The sequence below is a fragment of the Larkinella sp. VNQ87 genome, from assembly GCF_049445795.1.
Taxonomy (GTDB): Bacteria; Bacteroidota; Bacteroidia; order Cytophagales; family Spirosomataceae; genus Larkinella.
The window spans coordinates 363,670-379,046 of the sequence record NZ_JBMSDT010000001.1 but is presented as its reverse complement, the minus strand read 5'-3'; the positions used below and the strand labels follow the sequence as shown (position 1 = coordinate 379,046).

Here is a 15,377-nt window from a genome sequence, read left to right as displayed (position 1 = left end):
TTTTCCGTGTTGGAAGGGTTATAAAACCGCTTCGGTTTCGAGTTCGGGTAGTTTAATCTGGGCCAGCAGTTCCTCTTCGAGCAGGGCAGCCCATTCCGTCAGGTAAGCTACCACGTCGTCGCGCTGGTTATGACGCAGGAAGCGTTTTTCGAGTGGAAACCGGGCCAGCACCCGCCGGTCCGACAGTTTTTCCAGGTTCTTCAGGTCTTCGAGCGACAAACCGGCCTGTACCATTTCGCTGATGACCAAATCGATAGGCATAAAGCTGGTCGGGCAGTAGTCGGCCACCTGCTCGTTCCAGTCGCCGTAGCGTTGCATGGCGTAGGCGTGAATCTGGTCTTTCGTAAGTTTGGTGAGTTCCTGAGCGAGGTTACCGCAGTTGCAGCCGCCCATGTGCCCCCACTGATACGGGGCCCCCTCCTGAAGTTTACGGGCGGTTCGGCGCATTGCGTCGATCAAGTCGGGATTCGGTCGTGCCATTGGCGTACAAGGTTTACGATTTACCACTCCAACGGATTGTGCTGAGTTTTTGTTTCCGCTCCACTGGTCCCAAAAGAAAATTGCTTACCGAAGTTCGGGAAGCGGAATACCGGGCTTTACGTCCACATTGTGATAAGACACAATTTCCCACTTCTGACCGGTTTTGACCATGATTTGCTGGAGCCGGGTGTAGAGCCGTCCGTCGGTGTGGAGTTTCGTTCCGGGCGGTGGGCCCGCTGGTGAAATGCCCGTGATCCACGTCAACGTTTCCACCACGGCGGCATCGGGGCGGATAAACCGGAGCGAGACCAGTTTTTGATCGAGGGTCGTTTTCTTGAAAACTGTGTTGAAAATCTGTTCATGCCGTTCGATGAAGCCTTTGCGTCCGATAAAAAAGAGGCCTACAATATTGGTGAACGTGCCGTTTTCGGCAAACGGCTGGGCGTAGGCAACCGCATCGCCCCGGTTCCAGGCCGTGTTTTCCTGCTGGAGAATCGTTTGAATGGCGACCGAATCCGTCGGGGTTTGGGCAACGAGTCGGGAAGCATAAAGCATGAAGCTACCCAGTAACAGCGCCGTTTTCGGGATAAACCGGTTTCTCATGAAAGTCGTCGTTTGTGGCACATTAAAGATAGACCGTCAACCCGTTGAGCCGCAATTTATTGAGTGAACGGCTGATCTTAGCGCACCCTGGTTGGTTACAGGCCCCTGCGTTAGTTGCCGGACTTCGGGCGATACGAGTTGGGATCGAGGGCTTTGGGCGACCACTGCTGCAAAAACTCGGCCACCAGCTTCGGGCTGTGGCCCTTGCCTTCTTCCAGATAGGCCGAATTCTGGGTATGCAGCCGGTTTCCCTTCCCATCGAGAATCAAAAAAACCGGGAAGCCGAATCGTTGCGGATAGCCCAACTGCGCCAGCGTAGCCTCATTTTTGTTTTCCGGGCTGTAATTGACCAGCAGCAGTTCATAATTTTGGTTGAGCAGGCGGTTCAGCGCCGTGTCGGCATGGACCAGGTTATGAAACCGGATGCACCAGGAGCACCAGTTGCCGCCGATTTGCAGCAGCACGTGCTTGCCTTCGCGTCCGGCTTTGGCCACGGCGTTCCGGATGTCCTGCTGCGCGTCGGCTTTCGGGTTGTAAATGGTCGGCTTGGCGGTTTGCTGGGCGAAAGTTGCCGACGTAAGTGTAGTGAGTAGCAGGAGTGAGAAGAAGAAAGTTTTCATGGCTGATGAAGGGAAAGTCCGTTTTCACTGACAACACGCCAGCGAAAACGGAGTAACGAAATGAAGTTACAACATCACCGGCTGCCCCGTCCGGACGGATTCATCACAGGCGAAGGCGATGCGCAGGCTGTTGACGGCGTCCTGCAAGTGGTCGGTCAGGTCGACGTTCTCGCGGATGGCGTTCAGGAAAAACCGTTGTTCGCGGTTGCACAGTTCCTGGTGGTCGGGCTCGTCCTGCATGTCGATCCAGGTGTCTTCCTGCACGAACTGGTCGTTGGCGTCCAGGGGCGCGTGGTGAACCCGCAGCGATTCGGTCTTGGTGTGGGCGTCGACGTTGTCGGACTTTCCGGCCCCGCCCGCGTTCTTGGCCACAATCGACACGCAGCCTTTCGGGCCGATTACATCCTTTACGAAAAAGGCGGTTTCGCTCATCATCGGTCCCCAACCGGCTTCGTACCAACCCACCGAACCGTCTTCAAACCGGATCTGCAATTGGCCGTAATTGTAGTTGCCCGCCGGAATTTCCTCGGTCAGCCGGGCACCGATGGCGTTGACCTGCAGCGGTTTCGAGCGTGTCATCTGGCACATCACATCGATGTAATGCACCCCGCAATCGACAATCGGGCTGAGGCTTTTCATCAGGTTCCGGTGGACCGTCCACATGTAGCCGTGGCTTTGCTGGTTCAGGTTCATGCGCATCACGAGCGGCCGGCCCAGCCCCTGCGCCACTTCCACAAATTTTTCCCAGGACGGATGGTGCCGCAGAATGTAGCCCACCACCACTTTCTTCCCGGCTTTTTCGGCAGCCGCCACCACGCGCTCGGCGCCCTCGACGGTATCGGCCAGCGGTTTTTCGATGAACACATGGCAGCCGCTTTCGAGCGACTGGATGGCGAAGGCTTCGTGGGTGTCGGGATAGGTGGAAATGCAAACCGCATCAGGCTTGGTTTCCTGCAAAGCGGTCGTCAGATCGCTGAACAGGGGATAGCCACCGCCGAGCCGCTCATTGAGTACTTCTTTACTTTTGCCGGTCGACACGATGCCGCAGATTTCAAAACCGTCGGTGGTGGAATACGCTATGGCGTGCGAAGCGCCCATGTTGCCGCAACCGACAACGAGCACCCGCACCGGGGAATTTGGAGTTGACATGAAGAAATTGGGTTAAAAGCAGCAAGTTGGGACTTGATCAGGAATAAAAAAAGAGTCCAGGATAACTTGTTAAGGAAACCAAACCCGTAAAACGCCTTCAGGAACGGGTAAATGGGTCACGATTCTATCAAAATCGATGTCGTTATGGACCAATTTCAGGTTAAAATGGATCGCATAAGCCGCAATAAGGCAATCATTAGGTTTACGAACCGTAGTCCCGGATTGGCGGAGCGAGCGATATAATCCGGCCGCTTTATCCGCCATTCGGTAAGGATCAGCTTCTAATTGTGGATTCTTACTATTTCTGAAGAAATTAATCCAAACAGAACTGTCGAAAAGCAGATCATTCATTGGGCGTCGTGCGCATTTGGTCTAAATCGCCTTCCCATTGAATGACCCCGCGCATTGCGGCTAATTCCTGCTTTTTTAGTTTGCGTAAAAACTCATACAAAGCCGTTCGGATCACATCTTCGGGGGTATGGATATGGCTGAGTTGCATGGTTTCCTGTAGAATCTCATCATTTAATTCAATGGTTGCTTTCATGCTGTCAGTAACGGATTTAGTCATCAAAGATAAACAACCAACACAATTCATTTGCTGCACGTTCACAACCGCCCCAGCCGGTAATTCAAAATAGCTAAATTGGTGCCAATTTGCCCTTGCCAGCGTTGCGCCTGAACGGTCGTGATCGAAAAAATGACCCAAAGAATTGAAATAAGATTCCGCATCGCTAGGTTTTGTTTTTTTCCAGTACCTCGACCAGCACATAACGGGCACTGGAACCGTCGGCGGGTGGGTTTTTCACGTTTTCGCGCCGGACCCTGAGTTTGTACTCAAAACCGGCTGTATACTCGAACCCTTCGATTTGCTGGTAAAAATAGGCCCAGTTGGTGGCGTCTCCCTCTTTGATCAACAAGCATTTCTGCGGACCAACGCCCGTGCAGTCGACCTGGTGATCGGCCACCTGAAGGATGATGATTTCGGGTTTAATGTTCTCGTCGCAGGCCAGCAACAGCAAGGACAACCTGAGAAAGCAAATGTATACCAGGCGGTTCATACGGATAAAATCGGATGGATAAAGCTGCTCAAATGACCCGGTTTTTCCGGCAAACGTTGTAACCGACGAGTTTTTAGGCCGTTATTTTACCGGTTTTAGCAACTTCCGTTTAAAAAAGTCGGCGGTGGCCTGACCGACGGTCAGGGCGTTGGCGTGGCGCATCCAGTGGTGCGTATCGTCGGGAATGACCAGCGTTTCCATCGGCACTCCTTTCGCTTCCAGTCGACGAACGAGGTCGGTGCTCTGGCTGAAGCGGACATTGCGGTCGTCGTCGCCGTGGATGATCAAAACCGGCGAGGTCCAGGTGCCAACTGCCGAAACCGGCGAGGATTCCCAGGCCACTTTGGCGGCAGCCTCCGCATCCGGAATGGGCTCGGCCGGGTTGGAAGCGGGAGTTGTCCGACTGGTCAGGAAATTATGAACACCGTGAATGTCAACCCCGGCTGCAAACAGCTTCGAGTCGCGGGCCAGGGCCAGCGCTGTCAGGTAGCCTCCATACGAACCCCCGTAAACCCCGATCCGGCTGGCGTCGATCTGGGGCTGACGGGCGAGCCACTCGGCAGCCGCCCGGATGTCCTGGTATTCGGAAGCCCCGGTAGCACCACCCCCGGCCGGGTGCTGAAAGGCGTGGCCGTATCCAATGCCCAGCCGGTAGTTGACCGACAAAACCGCAAAACCGAGACTCGTCAGGTATTGATTATAAGCATAAGCATTCGAGTAATAATCCGAATAATTCCAGCCCAATTGCATCTGCCGCGACGGACCGCCGTGAACGTAAATGATGGCGGGGAGTCGATTGTCCGGTTTTTGTCCGGTGCTATTCGTGGGCTCGAAAAGCTGGGCGTGAACCGTCATGCCGTCGGGCGATTTGAAAACGACTTGCTTGGGAACCACGAGCTTAGGCGTCGGAAAATCGGCCGGAATCAGGTTTTGGGCCAACAGCTTGGGCGTTCCTTTCGGGAAGGGCATCACGGCGGGCAAGGGCGGGCGCTGGGCCGTGGCGCTCAGGCAGGCAACGGTCGAACCATCGCCCGTCAGCACCGGGGTCCATTCCAGCCCGTCGCCCGGTGTCAGTACTTCCATCGCGGCTTTGTCAACCGGAACCCGCACGACGTGCCGCCGGTCGATGTCAAGTTTGTCGGGGCCGGTATTGCCACTGAAAAGTAACCATTTCCGATCGGCGCTCAACTGAATGTGTTCGGCCATGAACGGCCCCGGTGTCAGCAGCAACGGCGAACCGCCCGAAGCAGGCATGGAATACAGATGGGGCCAGCCATCCTGATACGACAGAAAAACCAGGCGGTCGTTGGCGGCCCAGTGCAGATTAAAACCGCCGTGGGTTGTCGGAATCGAACCGGCCAGGGTTTTGGGAGCCTGCCAGACCGGAGCCGTTTTTCCCGACGCTAGATCGACCGTCCAGATGCTCCAGGGCTGGTGTTTGCGGGTCAGCAGCGAATCGGGCGCACCGCCCAGGCCGGTGGTGCGAACAAAAGCCAGTTTGGTGCCATCGGGCGACCAGCGCGGGGAGCGGTCGCGGGCGAACGAGGGAGCCAGCCATTGAATCGGGGTATTGGCATTGGTAAAAACACCGATAAACGCGTGGTCGCTCCGGTTGCAGACAAACGCCAGCCGCGCGCCGTCGGGCGACCATTGCAGTGAACCGGTTTCGCCCCGAACCGTAAACAGGTTTCGGGCCTGGGAGCCGTCCAGAGCCGCCGTCCAGACCTGATGGTTTTTGATGAAGACCACCTGATCGCTTTTCGGAGAAATCACCGGCTCATCGCCTTCCGACAGCAGTTTGGGCTCTCCGCCCGTGAACGGAACGCTCCAGATGCGCACGTTGAGGGGTTGGGCAGTCGCCGAGGTGTTGACCGGCAGGGCCTCGTCCCAATTGGAACCGTGATCGCCCCCGCGCACGTAAACGACCCAGTTACCATCGGCCGAAATCGACAGGCTCGTGATCTCCTGACCATCATCTTCGGTATAACTGGTGAGTTTTCGGGGGGTAAACGTCGGTCCTTCGGCGACATAGACATTTCGGCGTCCCTGTTCGTTAAACACCCAGGCAAGGCGGGAACCCTTTGCCGAAGCCGTCAATTCGGAGGGAAACGGGTAGCTGCGGACGGCTTCAAGCGTAAAGGATTGGGAATAGCCCGCCAGCGGACGGAGCAGGAAAAGCCCGATAAGGAGGCCTAAAAGCGTATATTTTTTCATAGGGATGTATTCACACGCCTAAAGCTACAAAATCCGGCTCAGAAAATATCGGAAGAAGGCAGCCGCGAATTGGTTCCGTTGCCTCACTATTGGATTGCCAATCACCGGTTTAGACCGGTTTCCCGGTTTTTGTGCCAGACAACAGCTATTGCTTATGACGATTGGTATTTGGAAAGACCCCGCTCGCTAAGTGGGGTCTTTTTACAAAAAATCTGCTGGCAAGAAAAAGAAAGACGGGCAAATGTCCGGAAATAAAATTCATGAGCCGCCGGTTTCGTCGTTCGGGGCATCGACGGGTTTCGATTCGGGCGATCCTTTCTGCCGCAGATAGATTGAGAGGACAACGATGGAAAACACCGACAGAAATTCGCTCTGCCAGTTTTGCATCGACTGAAACCAGAACTCATTGGTGCCCATAAATTGCCAGAAGGTTACCAGCTCACTTTTGCCTTTCAGAAGCTGCTCGGTATTGTATTCTTTCATGCCGCCGTAGGCGTGGAGAATAAAAGAAAGCAGGAAGAGCAGAAAGAACGCCAGACTGAGCGAATGGCTGTAGAGTTTGAGGATAAATCCTCCCCGACGAACCGGCCAGGGTGCGCCCGGTCGGTTTGGCGACGGTTCACGGTCTACTTCTTCCGGTTGGTCGGGATCTTTGGATTCGGAGGAGCCTTTCTGGTACAGAAAAACCGTAAAAAGCACATATAGCCCCATTTGCAGAAATTCGCTCTCCCAGTTTTCAAAAACCGACTCGATGCAGTGTCCGCTCGTTAAGTAAGCACCGAATGAGATGGGCGACCGGCCGTAATCTGTTAATTGATCATTGAAATCGTGCCAGCCGGTGTACAGATTACCCGCCAGGGTAAGCCCTGTCAGGACCAGAAGTATCAATGACAGGCCATTATCACGGAATTTGTTTTTCATACCGAAGCAATTGCCTCACCGGGAGACTAAGGATCAGCCGAGCTACTAACTCGTTTCATTACCGCATTGTTTATGTGACCTCCGACCGGATCGGTGTGGAGATGGGGCCTGCCGGTCGCAAACCATGGACGTTTTGTACCGATTTCCGTTCAGAGATTTTTCCGGAAATGCCAACGATTTTCGTTGAGTACTGGTCGTAAATACCCATCGGGCCTTTTCCTCACTTTTTGATTATTCATAAGGATTTAGTAACCCATTGGACTGTCTTCCGGGTTCTTCAAGCGGTCTTGCACCGATCAAGCAAGTACAATAAAACAAGTAGTTCTACTAAACTTTATGGAAAAACTCAACAACATTCCACAGCCATCAAAAGGACCGACGATCCCGGCAATTCCCTCGGTTGAACGGCGGATGTTTCTGCGCAGCCTGGGGCTCGCGTCGGCATCGGCCCTGGCCATTCTAAGCTCCTGTTCGCGGGAGGAATTGACCCCCCCCAAAGACGGTATTGGCCGTTCCGGTGCCCGGGTAGGAGCCAGTGTCCTGCCCGACGGTACGATCGATCTGGGTGAGGGCGATATTGCTATTTCCAACCTGGCCTATACGCTGGATCAACTGGAAGTTGCTTTTTACAGTACGGCGTACGAGAAATCGGTGGGCTGGGCCGAAGCCGATCGCAAGGTGCTGCGCGAGCTCCGGGATCACGAACTGGTCCACCGGGAGTTTTTCAAGGCGCTCCTGGGTCCGAATGCCATTCCGGAACTGGAGTTTGTCTTCAATGGGATCGACTTCAACAACCGCAACGCGGTATTCGATGCGGCTCAGAAGTTCGAAACCGTGGGCGTCGGGGCGTTCAACGGCTCGAGTAAATTCGTGATGGACCTGGAACTGATCAAGTTGGCCGGAAAACTGGTGTCGGTTGAAGCCCGGCATGCCACCCTGGCCCGGCACATGATTCTGCCCGAGTCGAAGTTTGCCATTGCACACGAACTGATCGATTCGAACGGCCTGGATGTGGCTTACTTCCCGCCGGAAGTGCTCATGAAAGCACAGCCGTACATTAAGCAGAAACTGACCATCTCCAAGTTACCAGCTCCCCTGTAAATCGAACGCTCTATGAACTTATTCAATCTATTTTCCGAAATCGAAAAAGTCGATCCACAGGCCGAAGAACGTTTTCTGTTCTCCCGTCGGAAACTCCTCAAAACGACGTCGGTAGCGGCTGCGGCCACGCCGGTTTTTGTCGCTTCGGTGTTGAACAAGGCCTATGCCGACAACAGCGAGATTGTCAGTGTGCTCAATTTCGCGTTGCTGCTGGAGCACCTGGAGGCCGAATTTTACGAAAAAGGCGTCATGTCGGGCCTGCCCTTCAATGATCGTCGCGGTTTGTTCGAGGAAATTGCCAAACATGAAAAGGAACACGTCGCGTTTCTGCATGCCGCCATTGGCTCGCTCGGGGGTACAGCGATCGGTAAGCCGATGTTCGATTTCACGGCGGGGGGCATGTTTCCGGACCCGTTTATGAACTACGACGTATTCCTGACGTTGTCACAGGCGTTTGAAGACCTGGGTGTCCGGGCTTACAAAGGGCAGGCTCCCAAACTGGCCAGCAACCGCGACATACTGCTGGCGGCCCTGAAAATCCATTCGGTGGAAGCCCGGCACGCGGCCGAAATCCGGCTGGTTCGCGGGCTGCGGGTGTGGGCGTCGGAGCAGGAAACTGGGGGCGTACCGGCCGCCGTCTACGCAGGCGAAAACAATATTTATCAACACGATGGTATTGACCTTATTTCGCTGACCGACAAGAAATTGCTTGAAATGATGGACGGAAGCCAGATGCCCGCCGAACGGATCGTCCGGGAATCGTTTGACGAGCCATTGACTAAAGAGCAGGTGTTGGCGATTGCCAGTCCATTTGTTAAATCATAAATCCGGAAGCTGCGAAATTTACTCATTTCCAGGCGAGTACATCAAAAAGCCCTTTCCAAACAGAAAGGGCTTTTTGATGTACTCGCCTGGGGTTAAATTCAGGACGCCAGCGAAAGCGGCTGACTTGACAAAAACCGGGGCCGCGAAACCTCGCTTTTCCGGACCGAAACCACAAGCCCTTTTTTGGATTCGGTCGTGATCCGGCGCATCAGCACCGGAATGTTCCGTAGCCGCTCGCGGGCTTTTAGCTCGCGCAGAAAACCCAGTCCGGCATCGGTAGACCGCGAGAGATCGATCACAATCAGTTCCGGAAGTGAGACCGTTGTCGGACGCAGGAGTTTTTCAAGCAATCGATTAGCCGAATCGTAAATCACGACCGGATAGGAGGCAAAATAGGTTTCCAGGCCCGGTACGACGAGCAGCCGGTGGTCGGTGGTTGGGCCAACGATGGCCAGGTAACCAGTCGATTTTTCAACAGAGGAAGACACGGTATTTATTCGTTCAGATTGAGTCAGTAGCGGCTTAACCGAACAGTCAAAGAATGGTTTTGTTTTTTTTAGAAACTCAGTAAAGAGTTATCGAACGGACCATTCCAGAACCCAACCGGCGGGTTTAATGTCCTGACCGAATATTTATGGCTGTCGGTAGGGTGTTATCCGTTGCAAAACACAGATCAATACTTGGGTAAACAATGGGGATCCGTCAGACACCTCATCAGCCGCCCCATTGGAAGAGTAATTCCTGAACCCGCTGGCGCGACAATTCCAGTGTCAACACCCGGTTTTCGTAGGATACCAGGAGGGATTGATAAAACTGAGCGGTACGATGTCGAACGGTAGTGGGTTTCTGACAGGAAAGCCGGTGCTGTTTGCGATTCAGTCGCTCTTTCAGTCGGTTGGTATAGGCAATTTGCTGGTCATAATAGTGCACCAATCGCCGGTTCCAATTGATGAAACGCTGTCTGTCCATAAGTTTATTTGGGAGGGGACTTTCCTGAAAGATTTTTTCCCATTGCTGCTGCAACTGATCAAAACGAATGCATAGAGAATGTTCGTTAAACATGTCTACCGGTATCTCGGTTCGAACTCTCTGAGCAATGAACTGAACCCGGTGCAGGTTCAACCCTTTGTTACGGTAGTCGGCAATCAGATCAATAGCCGCCAACTCGTCCGGAACAGATGCCATGAAATTATTCCATTCCAGGCCTTTCCATACGCCATCGATGATCAGAACCATAGCTGAGATACTGATTAATTCAATTACAGAAGAATTTAACCATCGGGTTTTAGTTCAGATTAACCGACTCTGAAGTAAAATGTAATTCAACGAAGCCAAAAGTGCGGGAACGGTCTACCTTATACGAAGTTGGGTATACACCGTTCCGTAAGTGGGCCTGGACTTGATAACCATTCCATTCATTAGGTAGTTAACCTATCGCGAAGCAATATGTCTGCTTTGACGGTTACCTATGGATACCTTGAATGATTCTCCCTTGACCTCGCTGGCAACCTACCTGGCTGCCCGGCGGGATACGTTGCTAAATAACTGGCGCACCGCCTGCGAACAGGATCCGACCTGTCACGCAGCTTCCAGCCTCAGTCGCGAGGAGTTCAACAACAAAGTGCCTTTTATGCTGAATGAGCTGGAAAATCAACTCCGGAAGCAACGCCTGACCGCAGAAATCGAACTGCTGGCCTCCGAACACGGGTTGCACCGCTGGCAAAAAGGCTACAGTCTGACGGAACTGCTGCGAGAAGTTCACCATTTAACCCAGGTTGTGCTTAGAGAGCTTCGGCAATTCTGGATGGAGAATCGTCCAGACGATCTTGAGGTGATGGTCGAATCCTACGAATGGGTGTCCTGGTTCAACCAGCTCAACACCAACGGCAGCGTCGAGCAATATGTCGAGTTGCAACGTCTGGCGGCTGGCGGTCGCGTGCAGACGTTGCAGGCGGCTCTCGACAAACTGAACGGACTCACCCGACAGCGGGGCGATTTGCTGCGTACGGCTTCGCACGACCTGCGGGGTAGTTTCGGCATCATTCAGGGGGCTGCTTCGTTCCTGAACTTGGTAGATGCACCCGAAGCTGAGCGTCGGCAAATGGTCGAAATGATCAACCGAAACCTCAAGACGGTTCGGCATCTGGTGCTTCAACTCATGGATCTTGCCCGGCTGGAGGCTGGGGAAGAGACGCTCAATATCAGAGAATTCAATGCCGGGCAATTGTTGTATGAACTGGTGGAAAGCTATCAGGGAGTGGCGAAAGAAGCGGGGCTATTGCTGAAAGCCGATGGCCCGGCCGAACTTCAGGTGGAGAGTGATCCGATACACATCCAGCGCATTGTCCAGAATCTGGTTCTGAACGCTCTGAAGCATACCGGTTCGGGCTGGGTGTCGGTTTCGTGGGCACCGGAAGGGGACGTCCGCTGGCTCATCAGCATCCAGGATTCCGGACCGGGGCTGGCACACCGCCCGGAGAGTATACTGCCCGAGGTACTAGGACCATCTTCTGAATCGACCTCGGCTTTTGGCATTCCCAATCCTGAAGAAGATGCCCGGGAAGCAGCTATCATCCGGAAGTCGAAAACCGCATCCGGTCCGGGCGAGGGCATTGGCCTGTCAATTGTCAAAGGACTGTGCGAATTGTTGCGGGCCAGCCTGGAAATCGAGTCGAAGGCAGAGGAGGGGACATTGTTCCGAATTCGGTTGGCCAGGCAATGGAAAAGGTAATGGCGTTTCTAAAAACGATCGCTGTTTGATAATACCTGTCGGGTGCCGTCTGCACCCTCATTGAACCCGAATGAACTGAACGCCCACCACCGGACGCCCATCGACCGTAACGCCCTGGATCACCACGCGCAGCGTCCGCACGACGTCCGAGATCGGAAACCCTAGCTGGCTATTCCCTTGGCCGTCGGTTTGCATCATGGGCTTCCAGTACAAGACGTCCCGGTCATCGACGGGACCAGCTATAGAGCTGGTCGATGCGTCCGCATCGTAGCGAGGCACGTAAAATTCACGCTGCACCGACGGGTAACCTACGAATTGTATCGGCCTCATTTCCGACTGGGCCTTGTTGCTTCCCTGCATCGAACGTTTGCTTCGGGTGTAAAAGGCAATCACACCATTGCCTCCCCGTGCCCCATACATACCGGCCGTCCCCGCACTTTTCAGCACTTCTACCCGTTCAATATCCCCAGCGTTGAACTGCATTAAAGCGTCTCCATACGGGTCCTGAATAGGTATACCATCGATCAAATACAAAGGCTGCATACCACTTTTAAAACTACCCACACCCCGTACAAAGACCTTGTAGCTACGCGCTTGCGCGGCTCCTTCCCGGGTAACCGTCACGCCCGGCAATCGTCCATGAATTATTTCGTAGAGATTCGGATAAGTGGGCATTTTGTCATCGATTACCAAAACCGCATCAGCCTGGTTATGCAAACTACGCCGTTGAATATCCTCGGGCCTTTCCTCGGTTTTCCGCGCCCGAACCGTGACTTCTTCCAGCACTTTCGCCGATTTATCGCGGTACAAATCGGCGTTTGCTTCCTGCCGAATCCGGACCGCTTCCAGTTGAGTACGCCATGCCGACCAGTTGGGCGCACTCGGTAATGGACTTGCTTCCCATCGCTGGCCGGGCTTTTCCTGAACCAGAAAGGCTTCTTTGGGAGAAATAAGCCTTTTCCTGCGATCAGCGAGTTGGACCATCAATTGCGTGGTGTCGGCAAGGTCCAGCCCCGCCAACCGAAACCGCCCCTGTTCGTCGGCGTCGGCTGATTTTACAAGCAATTGCCCGGTGACTGTCGAAGCTACGGTAATCTGTGCGCCGGGTATGGGTTGATTTTTTGCAGTCAAAATGCGGCCCTTAAGCGATATTCCGCCCAGCGAATCCGTTTCGGGCGTGCCACGGACCCGTCGCCAGCCCTGGGTCAGCAACAGGTCGTCCAGCGCCCGCCGGGTTTCGGCCGAACGATGCACGACATAGTAGTTGGGGTTTTCGATCCGGCCCCGCAGCTCGCCCGTTAACAACAGGTGGGTTAGGATGGTCGCATCGGTGGAATCCTCCGGTACTTTGCCCGCATCGGTTATCGACGCCGATAAAGCCGCCACAGTCGGTGATCCGTTATCGGTCAGCTTAACGCTCAGACTAACCAACTCGCGGGGTTGATACCGGTTTTTATTCAAACCCATCCGCACCTGTACCGGTGCGATGAATTCGGGCACAGCGACCAATCGCTCGGCTTGTGGCCGGGCGAGAGCATCGAAAAGGGTAATTTGCGCCAGACCCGGCAACCAGCTCAGCATGGGCAGGCTCACCTCCGCCATCCCATTTTGCAGGAGAATTTTTCGCCCTTCGACCACCCGACCGCGTTGCTGAACCAGGATATACGCCGAGTCGATACCGGCCTGGTTCGTGCTCCTAATGGTCAATGCCAGCCGGGTGGTATCGCTGATCGCATCGGCCGAAAGTAAGACTCCATCCGAATCGGGTTTGGGCAGCGGGATGCGTTGCGGCTGGTTGGTAGGCGATACCTCGGCGTAGTAGGTCCGCTGTGTCTTTGGCTCCAGCGATACGCTGGTCATCCCGTACTGATTCGTCTTAAAACGAGCGACTTCGGTGCCTAAATCATCCATGATTCGACCCGCGATGGGCAGACCCTGAGCATTGGGCTGGACAATTTTTACACCAAGACGGGCGGGTAATCCCGCAATCCAGCGACCTCCTTCCGGCAGGATCTGAACGTCCAACGGTTGAGAAACCGAATCACTACTTTCGGATGAGCCATTATTCCGAACCAGATTATAAATCGCCAACGACCGCTCAAAAGCCGGGCCTCGCTGGGCATCATCTTCATCGGTATAGGCGCGTAGCCGATAGGTTCCCGTCGTGAGCGTATCCGACAGGCGGAAATGACCCTGGCCACGTCCGTCCACGATCCGGACCCACTGGTGTTGCACACGTTTTCCTGTGGGGGTAAGCAGATCAACCTGTAGGGCGGTTTCGCCACCGGCTCGCTGGTGACTAGCCGCGTCGAGCAAGTATGTACTCATCCAGAGCCGATCGCCGGTGGCGTAAAAGGGTTTATCGATGTGCACAAATACGGTGGGAGCCAGCAACCTGAATCGCTCGTTGAAAGCCGCCGTGATTTGCCCCAGGCAGGTGTCAGGTGGCGCGAGTTTTCCCTGGGTAGCCAACGGACTGTTTGGAAGGGACTCTGGCTCATTCCCGTCGGGTTGCCAGTCGGCGGGTAACATCGTCGAGAGCCGGTCATTCCCCATTGAACCTTTCGCTTCCATCCCCTCCGGCATCGTAATCACCCCATTGACGGTCATTTGCAGTTGACCGCCAGGTAGTTTCATTTCCGTATAGGCATAATGAGCGTCGGGATAGGGCGAGAAATTGGAGGACGCATGTTTATAGAAAATGATCAGTTTCAGGGGCGAAACCAATCGGCGTTCGGTGGATAACCGACCGGGTTGAATGAGGGTGGAAGCCTTAACGGGAACCAGTCGCTTGAAATCGCTGACCGCAGCGGCCAGTGTAATGATCCGCCGTTCGGGGGGGATCGGTCTGGTGACATCTTCCTGATAAACCAGAAAACCGGCCTGCTCGAACGTGTTGTCAATCAGGCTGGTCATCAGGTGTCGGATGGACCCCTGGTAGGCAATCAGCCGGTTCCGCCGAAACCGGTTGGCCTGGCGTTCATTCTCAGGTTTTAGTTCTTCGAACCGGGCCGTACCGGCCGAAAAAACATTTCCTGAAGGCGTGGCATTGAAATGTTGCAATGCATACGTCAGTCGATAACCCAGGGCCTGATTATCAATAATCAAGGGTTCGTTGGCTGTTGCATACAGATGCCCTTTTTGTTCTTTAAACTGGAGCACTTCGCTGTTTACCAGCAGGCACTGTCCGCCAAACGGCTCACCGAGGAGTTGCTTTTTAAACTGCCGCAGGTGCCGCTCCCAGCCCTTCGGATTGCCCCGCACGGTGACGGCATCCAACAGGTGGACGCTGGGTTCCAGCCGAAAATTGGCTTTTTGCGGAGACACATTTTCAAACCGGATTTTTTGCGCAATAGACTGGTAACCAACAAAGGAAACGGCTATTTCGACCGTCCCCAGTGGCAGCCCTGCCAGTGTATAATACCCTTTTTCATCGGTGGTCGCCCCCCGCATTGAGCCATTGACGTAGACGTTGGCAAAAGGCAGGGGTTTTCCGGTCGCTGCATCCGTCACGTAACCCGTCAGGATGGCTGTTGTTTGTCCATGGGCCAACCAGGTCAATCCCAGAACCAGAATGAGAAGGGCAGTAATCCAGCGAGTGAAGAACGAAGAACGCATGATTAGGACAATATTCTTCAAAAAGAACGCCACGAAGAATTTATACTAACACAAGGG

General features: G+C 54.3%; 15 protein-coding genes. 3 read left to right on the top strand and 12 right to left on the bottom strand.

Annotated elements, in window-relative coordinates:
* Nucleotides 1–18 precede the first annotated feature (18 nt).
* From ACO2Q8_RS01585 to ACO2Q8_RS01545, 9 genes are all read right to left on the bottom strand, one after another.
* Nucleotides 19–480, bottom strand: coding sequence for a hypothetical protein (locus tag ACO2Q8_RS01585; protein ID WP_423343018.1), 462 nt, complete (start codon nt 478–480; stop codon nt 19–21).
* Between the two features lie 84 nt (nt 481–564).
* Nucleotides 565–1,083: an SgcJ/EcaC family oxidoreductase gene (locus ACO2Q8_RS01580; RefSeq protein ID WP_423343017.1), complete on the bottom strand. Its 519-nt coding sequence runs from the start codon at nt 1,081–1,083 to the stop codon at nt 565–567.
* Nucleotides 1,084–1,193: 110 nt separating this feature from the next.
* Nucleotides 1,194–1,703 (bottom strand): thioredoxin family protein, encoded by a 510-nt coding sequence (locus ACO2Q8_RS01575; protein WP_423343016.1) that lies wholly within the window; start codon nt 1,701–1,703, stop codon nt 1,194–1,196.
* A 66-nt stretch (nt 1,704–1,769) separates the two neighbouring features.
* Nucleotides 1,770–2,852 (bottom strand): Gfo/Idh/MocA family protein, encoded by a 1,083-nt coding sequence (locus tag ACO2Q8_RS01570; protein WP_423343015.1) that lies wholly within the window; start codon nt 2,850–2,852, stop codon nt 1,770–1,772.
* Nucleotides 2,853–2,921: 69 nt separating this feature from the next.
* The gene (locus tag ACO2Q8_RS01565) at nt 2,922–3,203 is read right to left on the bottom strand and encodes a PIN domain-containing protein (RefSeq protein ID WP_423343014.1); all 282 of its coding nucleotides are present in this window, start codon (nt 3,201–3,203) and stop codon (nt 2,922–2,924) included.
* Nucleotides 3,196–3,558, bottom strand: a complete 363-nt coding sequence (locus ACO2Q8_RS01560; protein WP_423343013.1) for a type II toxin-antitoxin system VapB family antitoxin — start codon at nt 3,556–3,558, stop codon at nt 3,196–3,198. Before ACO2Q8_RS01560 ends, ACO2Q8_RS01565 begins: the two co-directional genes overlap by 8 nt.
* A gap of 25 nt (nt 3,559–3,583) precedes the next feature.
* Nucleotides 3,584–3,910, bottom strand: a complete 327-nt coding sequence (locus tag ACO2Q8_RS01555) for a DUF4377 domain-containing protein (RefSeq protein ID WP_423343012.1) — start codon at nt 3,908–3,910, stop codon at nt 3,584–3,586.
* An 81-nt stretch (nt 3,911–3,991) separates the two neighbouring features.
* On the bottom strand, nt 3,992–6,124 hold the full coding sequence (locus ACO2Q8_RS01550; protein ID WP_423343011.1) for a S9 family peptidase: 2,133 nt from the start codon (nt 6,122–6,124) through the stop codon (nt 3,992–3,994).
* 258 nt (nt 6,125–6,382) lie between these two features.
* On the bottom strand, nt 6,383–7,045 hold the full coding sequence (locus tag ACO2Q8_RS01545; protein WP_423343010.1) for a DUF6766 family protein: 663 nt from the start codon (nt 7,043–7,045) through the stop codon (nt 6,383–6,385).
* A gap of 336 nt (nt 7,046–7,381) precedes the next feature.
* Here ACO2Q8_RS01545 and ACO2Q8_RS01540 point away from each other — a divergent pair, with 336 nt between their 5' ends.
* Nucleotides 7,382–8,146: a ferritin-like domain-containing protein gene (locus tag ACO2Q8_RS01540; RefSeq protein ID WP_423343009.1), complete on the top strand. Its 765-nt coding sequence runs from the start codon at nt 7,382–7,384 to the stop codon at nt 8,144–8,146.
* 12 nt (nt 8,147–8,158) lie between these two features.
* Nucleotides 8,159–8,971 carry a ferritin-like domain-containing protein gene (locus tag ACO2Q8_RS01535; protein WP_423343008.1) on the top strand — a complete coding sequence of 271 codons (813 nt, stop codon included), beginning with the start codon at nt 8,159–8,161 and terminating at the stop codon, nt 8,969–8,971.
* A 98-nt stretch (nt 8,972–9,069) separates the two neighbouring features.
* Here ACO2Q8_RS01535 and ACO2Q8_RS01530 read toward each other — a convergent pair whose 3' ends face one another.
* Nucleotides 9,070–9,459, bottom strand: coding sequence for a hypothetical protein (locus ACO2Q8_RS01530; RefSeq protein WP_423343007.1), 390 nt, complete (start codon nt 9,457–9,459; stop codon nt 9,070–9,072).
* 226 nt (nt 9,460–9,685) lie between these two features.
* Nucleotides 9,686–10,207, bottom strand: coding sequence for a hypothetical protein (locus tag ACO2Q8_RS01525; protein WP_423343006.1), 522 nt, complete (start codon nt 10,205–10,207; stop codon nt 9,686–9,688).
* A gap of 232 nt (nt 10,208–10,439) precedes the next feature.
* Between ACO2Q8_RS01525 and ACO2Q8_RS01520 the strand changes: the two genes are divergently transcribed.
* Entirely contained in the window at nt 10,440–11,702 is a 1,263-nt protein-coding gene (locus tag ACO2Q8_RS01520; protein WP_423343005.1) for a sensor histidine kinase, read from the top strand.
* Nucleotides 11,703–11,759: 57 nt separating this feature from the next.
* On the opposite strand, the gene ACO2Q8_RS01515 is transcribed toward ACO2Q8_RS01520, so the two are convergent.
* On the bottom strand, nt 11,760–15,320 hold the full coding sequence (locus ACO2Q8_RS01515) for a carboxypeptidase-like regulatory domain-containing protein (RefSeq protein WP_423343004.1): 3,561 nt from the start codon (nt 15,318–15,320) through the stop codon (nt 11,760–11,762).
* Between the last annotated feature and the right edge of the window lie 57 nt (nt 15,321–15,377).

Bases quoted from the DNA above. Each gene is read 5' to 3' on its own strand.
- ACO2Q8_RS01515 (WP_423343004.1), bottom strand. From the start codon at position 15,320: ATGCGTTCTTCGTTCTTCACTCGCTGGATTACTGCCCTTCTCATTCTG.
- ACO2Q8_RS01525 (WP_423343006.1), bottom strand. From the start codon at position 10,207: ATGGTTCTGATCATCGATGGCGTATGGAAAGGCCTGGAATGGAATAAT.
- ACO2Q8_RS01555 (WP_423343012.1), bottom strand. From the start codon at position 3,910: ATGAACCGCCTGGTATACATTTGCTTTCTCAGGTTGTCCTTGCTGTTG.
- ACO2Q8_RS01580 (WP_423343017.1), bottom strand. From the start codon at position 1,083: ATGAGAAACCGGTTTATCCCGAAAACGGCGCTGTTACTGGGTAGCTTC.
- ACO2Q8_RS01575 (WP_423343016.1), bottom strand. From the start codon at position 1,703: ATGAAAACTTTCTTCTTCTCACTCCTGCTACTCACTACACTTACGTCG.
- ACO2Q8_RS01520 (WP_423343005.1), top strand. From the start codon at position 10,440: ATGGATACCTTGAATGATTCTCCCTTGACCTCGCTGGCAACCTACCTG.
- ACO2Q8_RS01535 (WP_423343008.1), top strand. From the start codon at position 8,159: ATGAACTTATTCAATCTATTTTCCGAAATCGAAAAAGTCGATCCACAG.
- ACO2Q8_RS01570 (WP_423343015.1), bottom strand. From the start codon at position 2,852: ATGTCAACTCCAAATTCCCCGGTGCGGGTGCTCGTTGTCGGTTGCGGC.
- ACO2Q8_RS01545 (WP_423343010.1), bottom strand. From the start codon at position 7,045: ATGAAAAACAAATTCCGTGATAATGGCCTGTCATTGATACTTCTGGTC.
- ACO2Q8_RS01550 (WP_423343011.1), bottom strand. From the start codon at position 6,124: ATGAAAAAATATACGCTTTTAGGCCTCCTTATCGGGCTTTTCCTGCTC.
- ACO2Q8_RS01585 (WP_423343018.1), bottom strand. From the start codon at position 480: ATGGCACGACCGAATCCCGACTTGATCGACGCAATGCGCCGAACCGCC.
- ACO2Q8_RS01565 (WP_423343014.1), bottom strand. From the start codon at position 3,203: ATGAATGATCTGCTTTTCGACAGTTCTGTTTGGATTAATTTCTTCAGA.
- ACO2Q8_RS01540 (WP_423343009.1), top strand. From the start codon at position 7,382: ATGGAAAAACTCAACAACATTCCACAGCCATCAAAAGGACCGACGATC.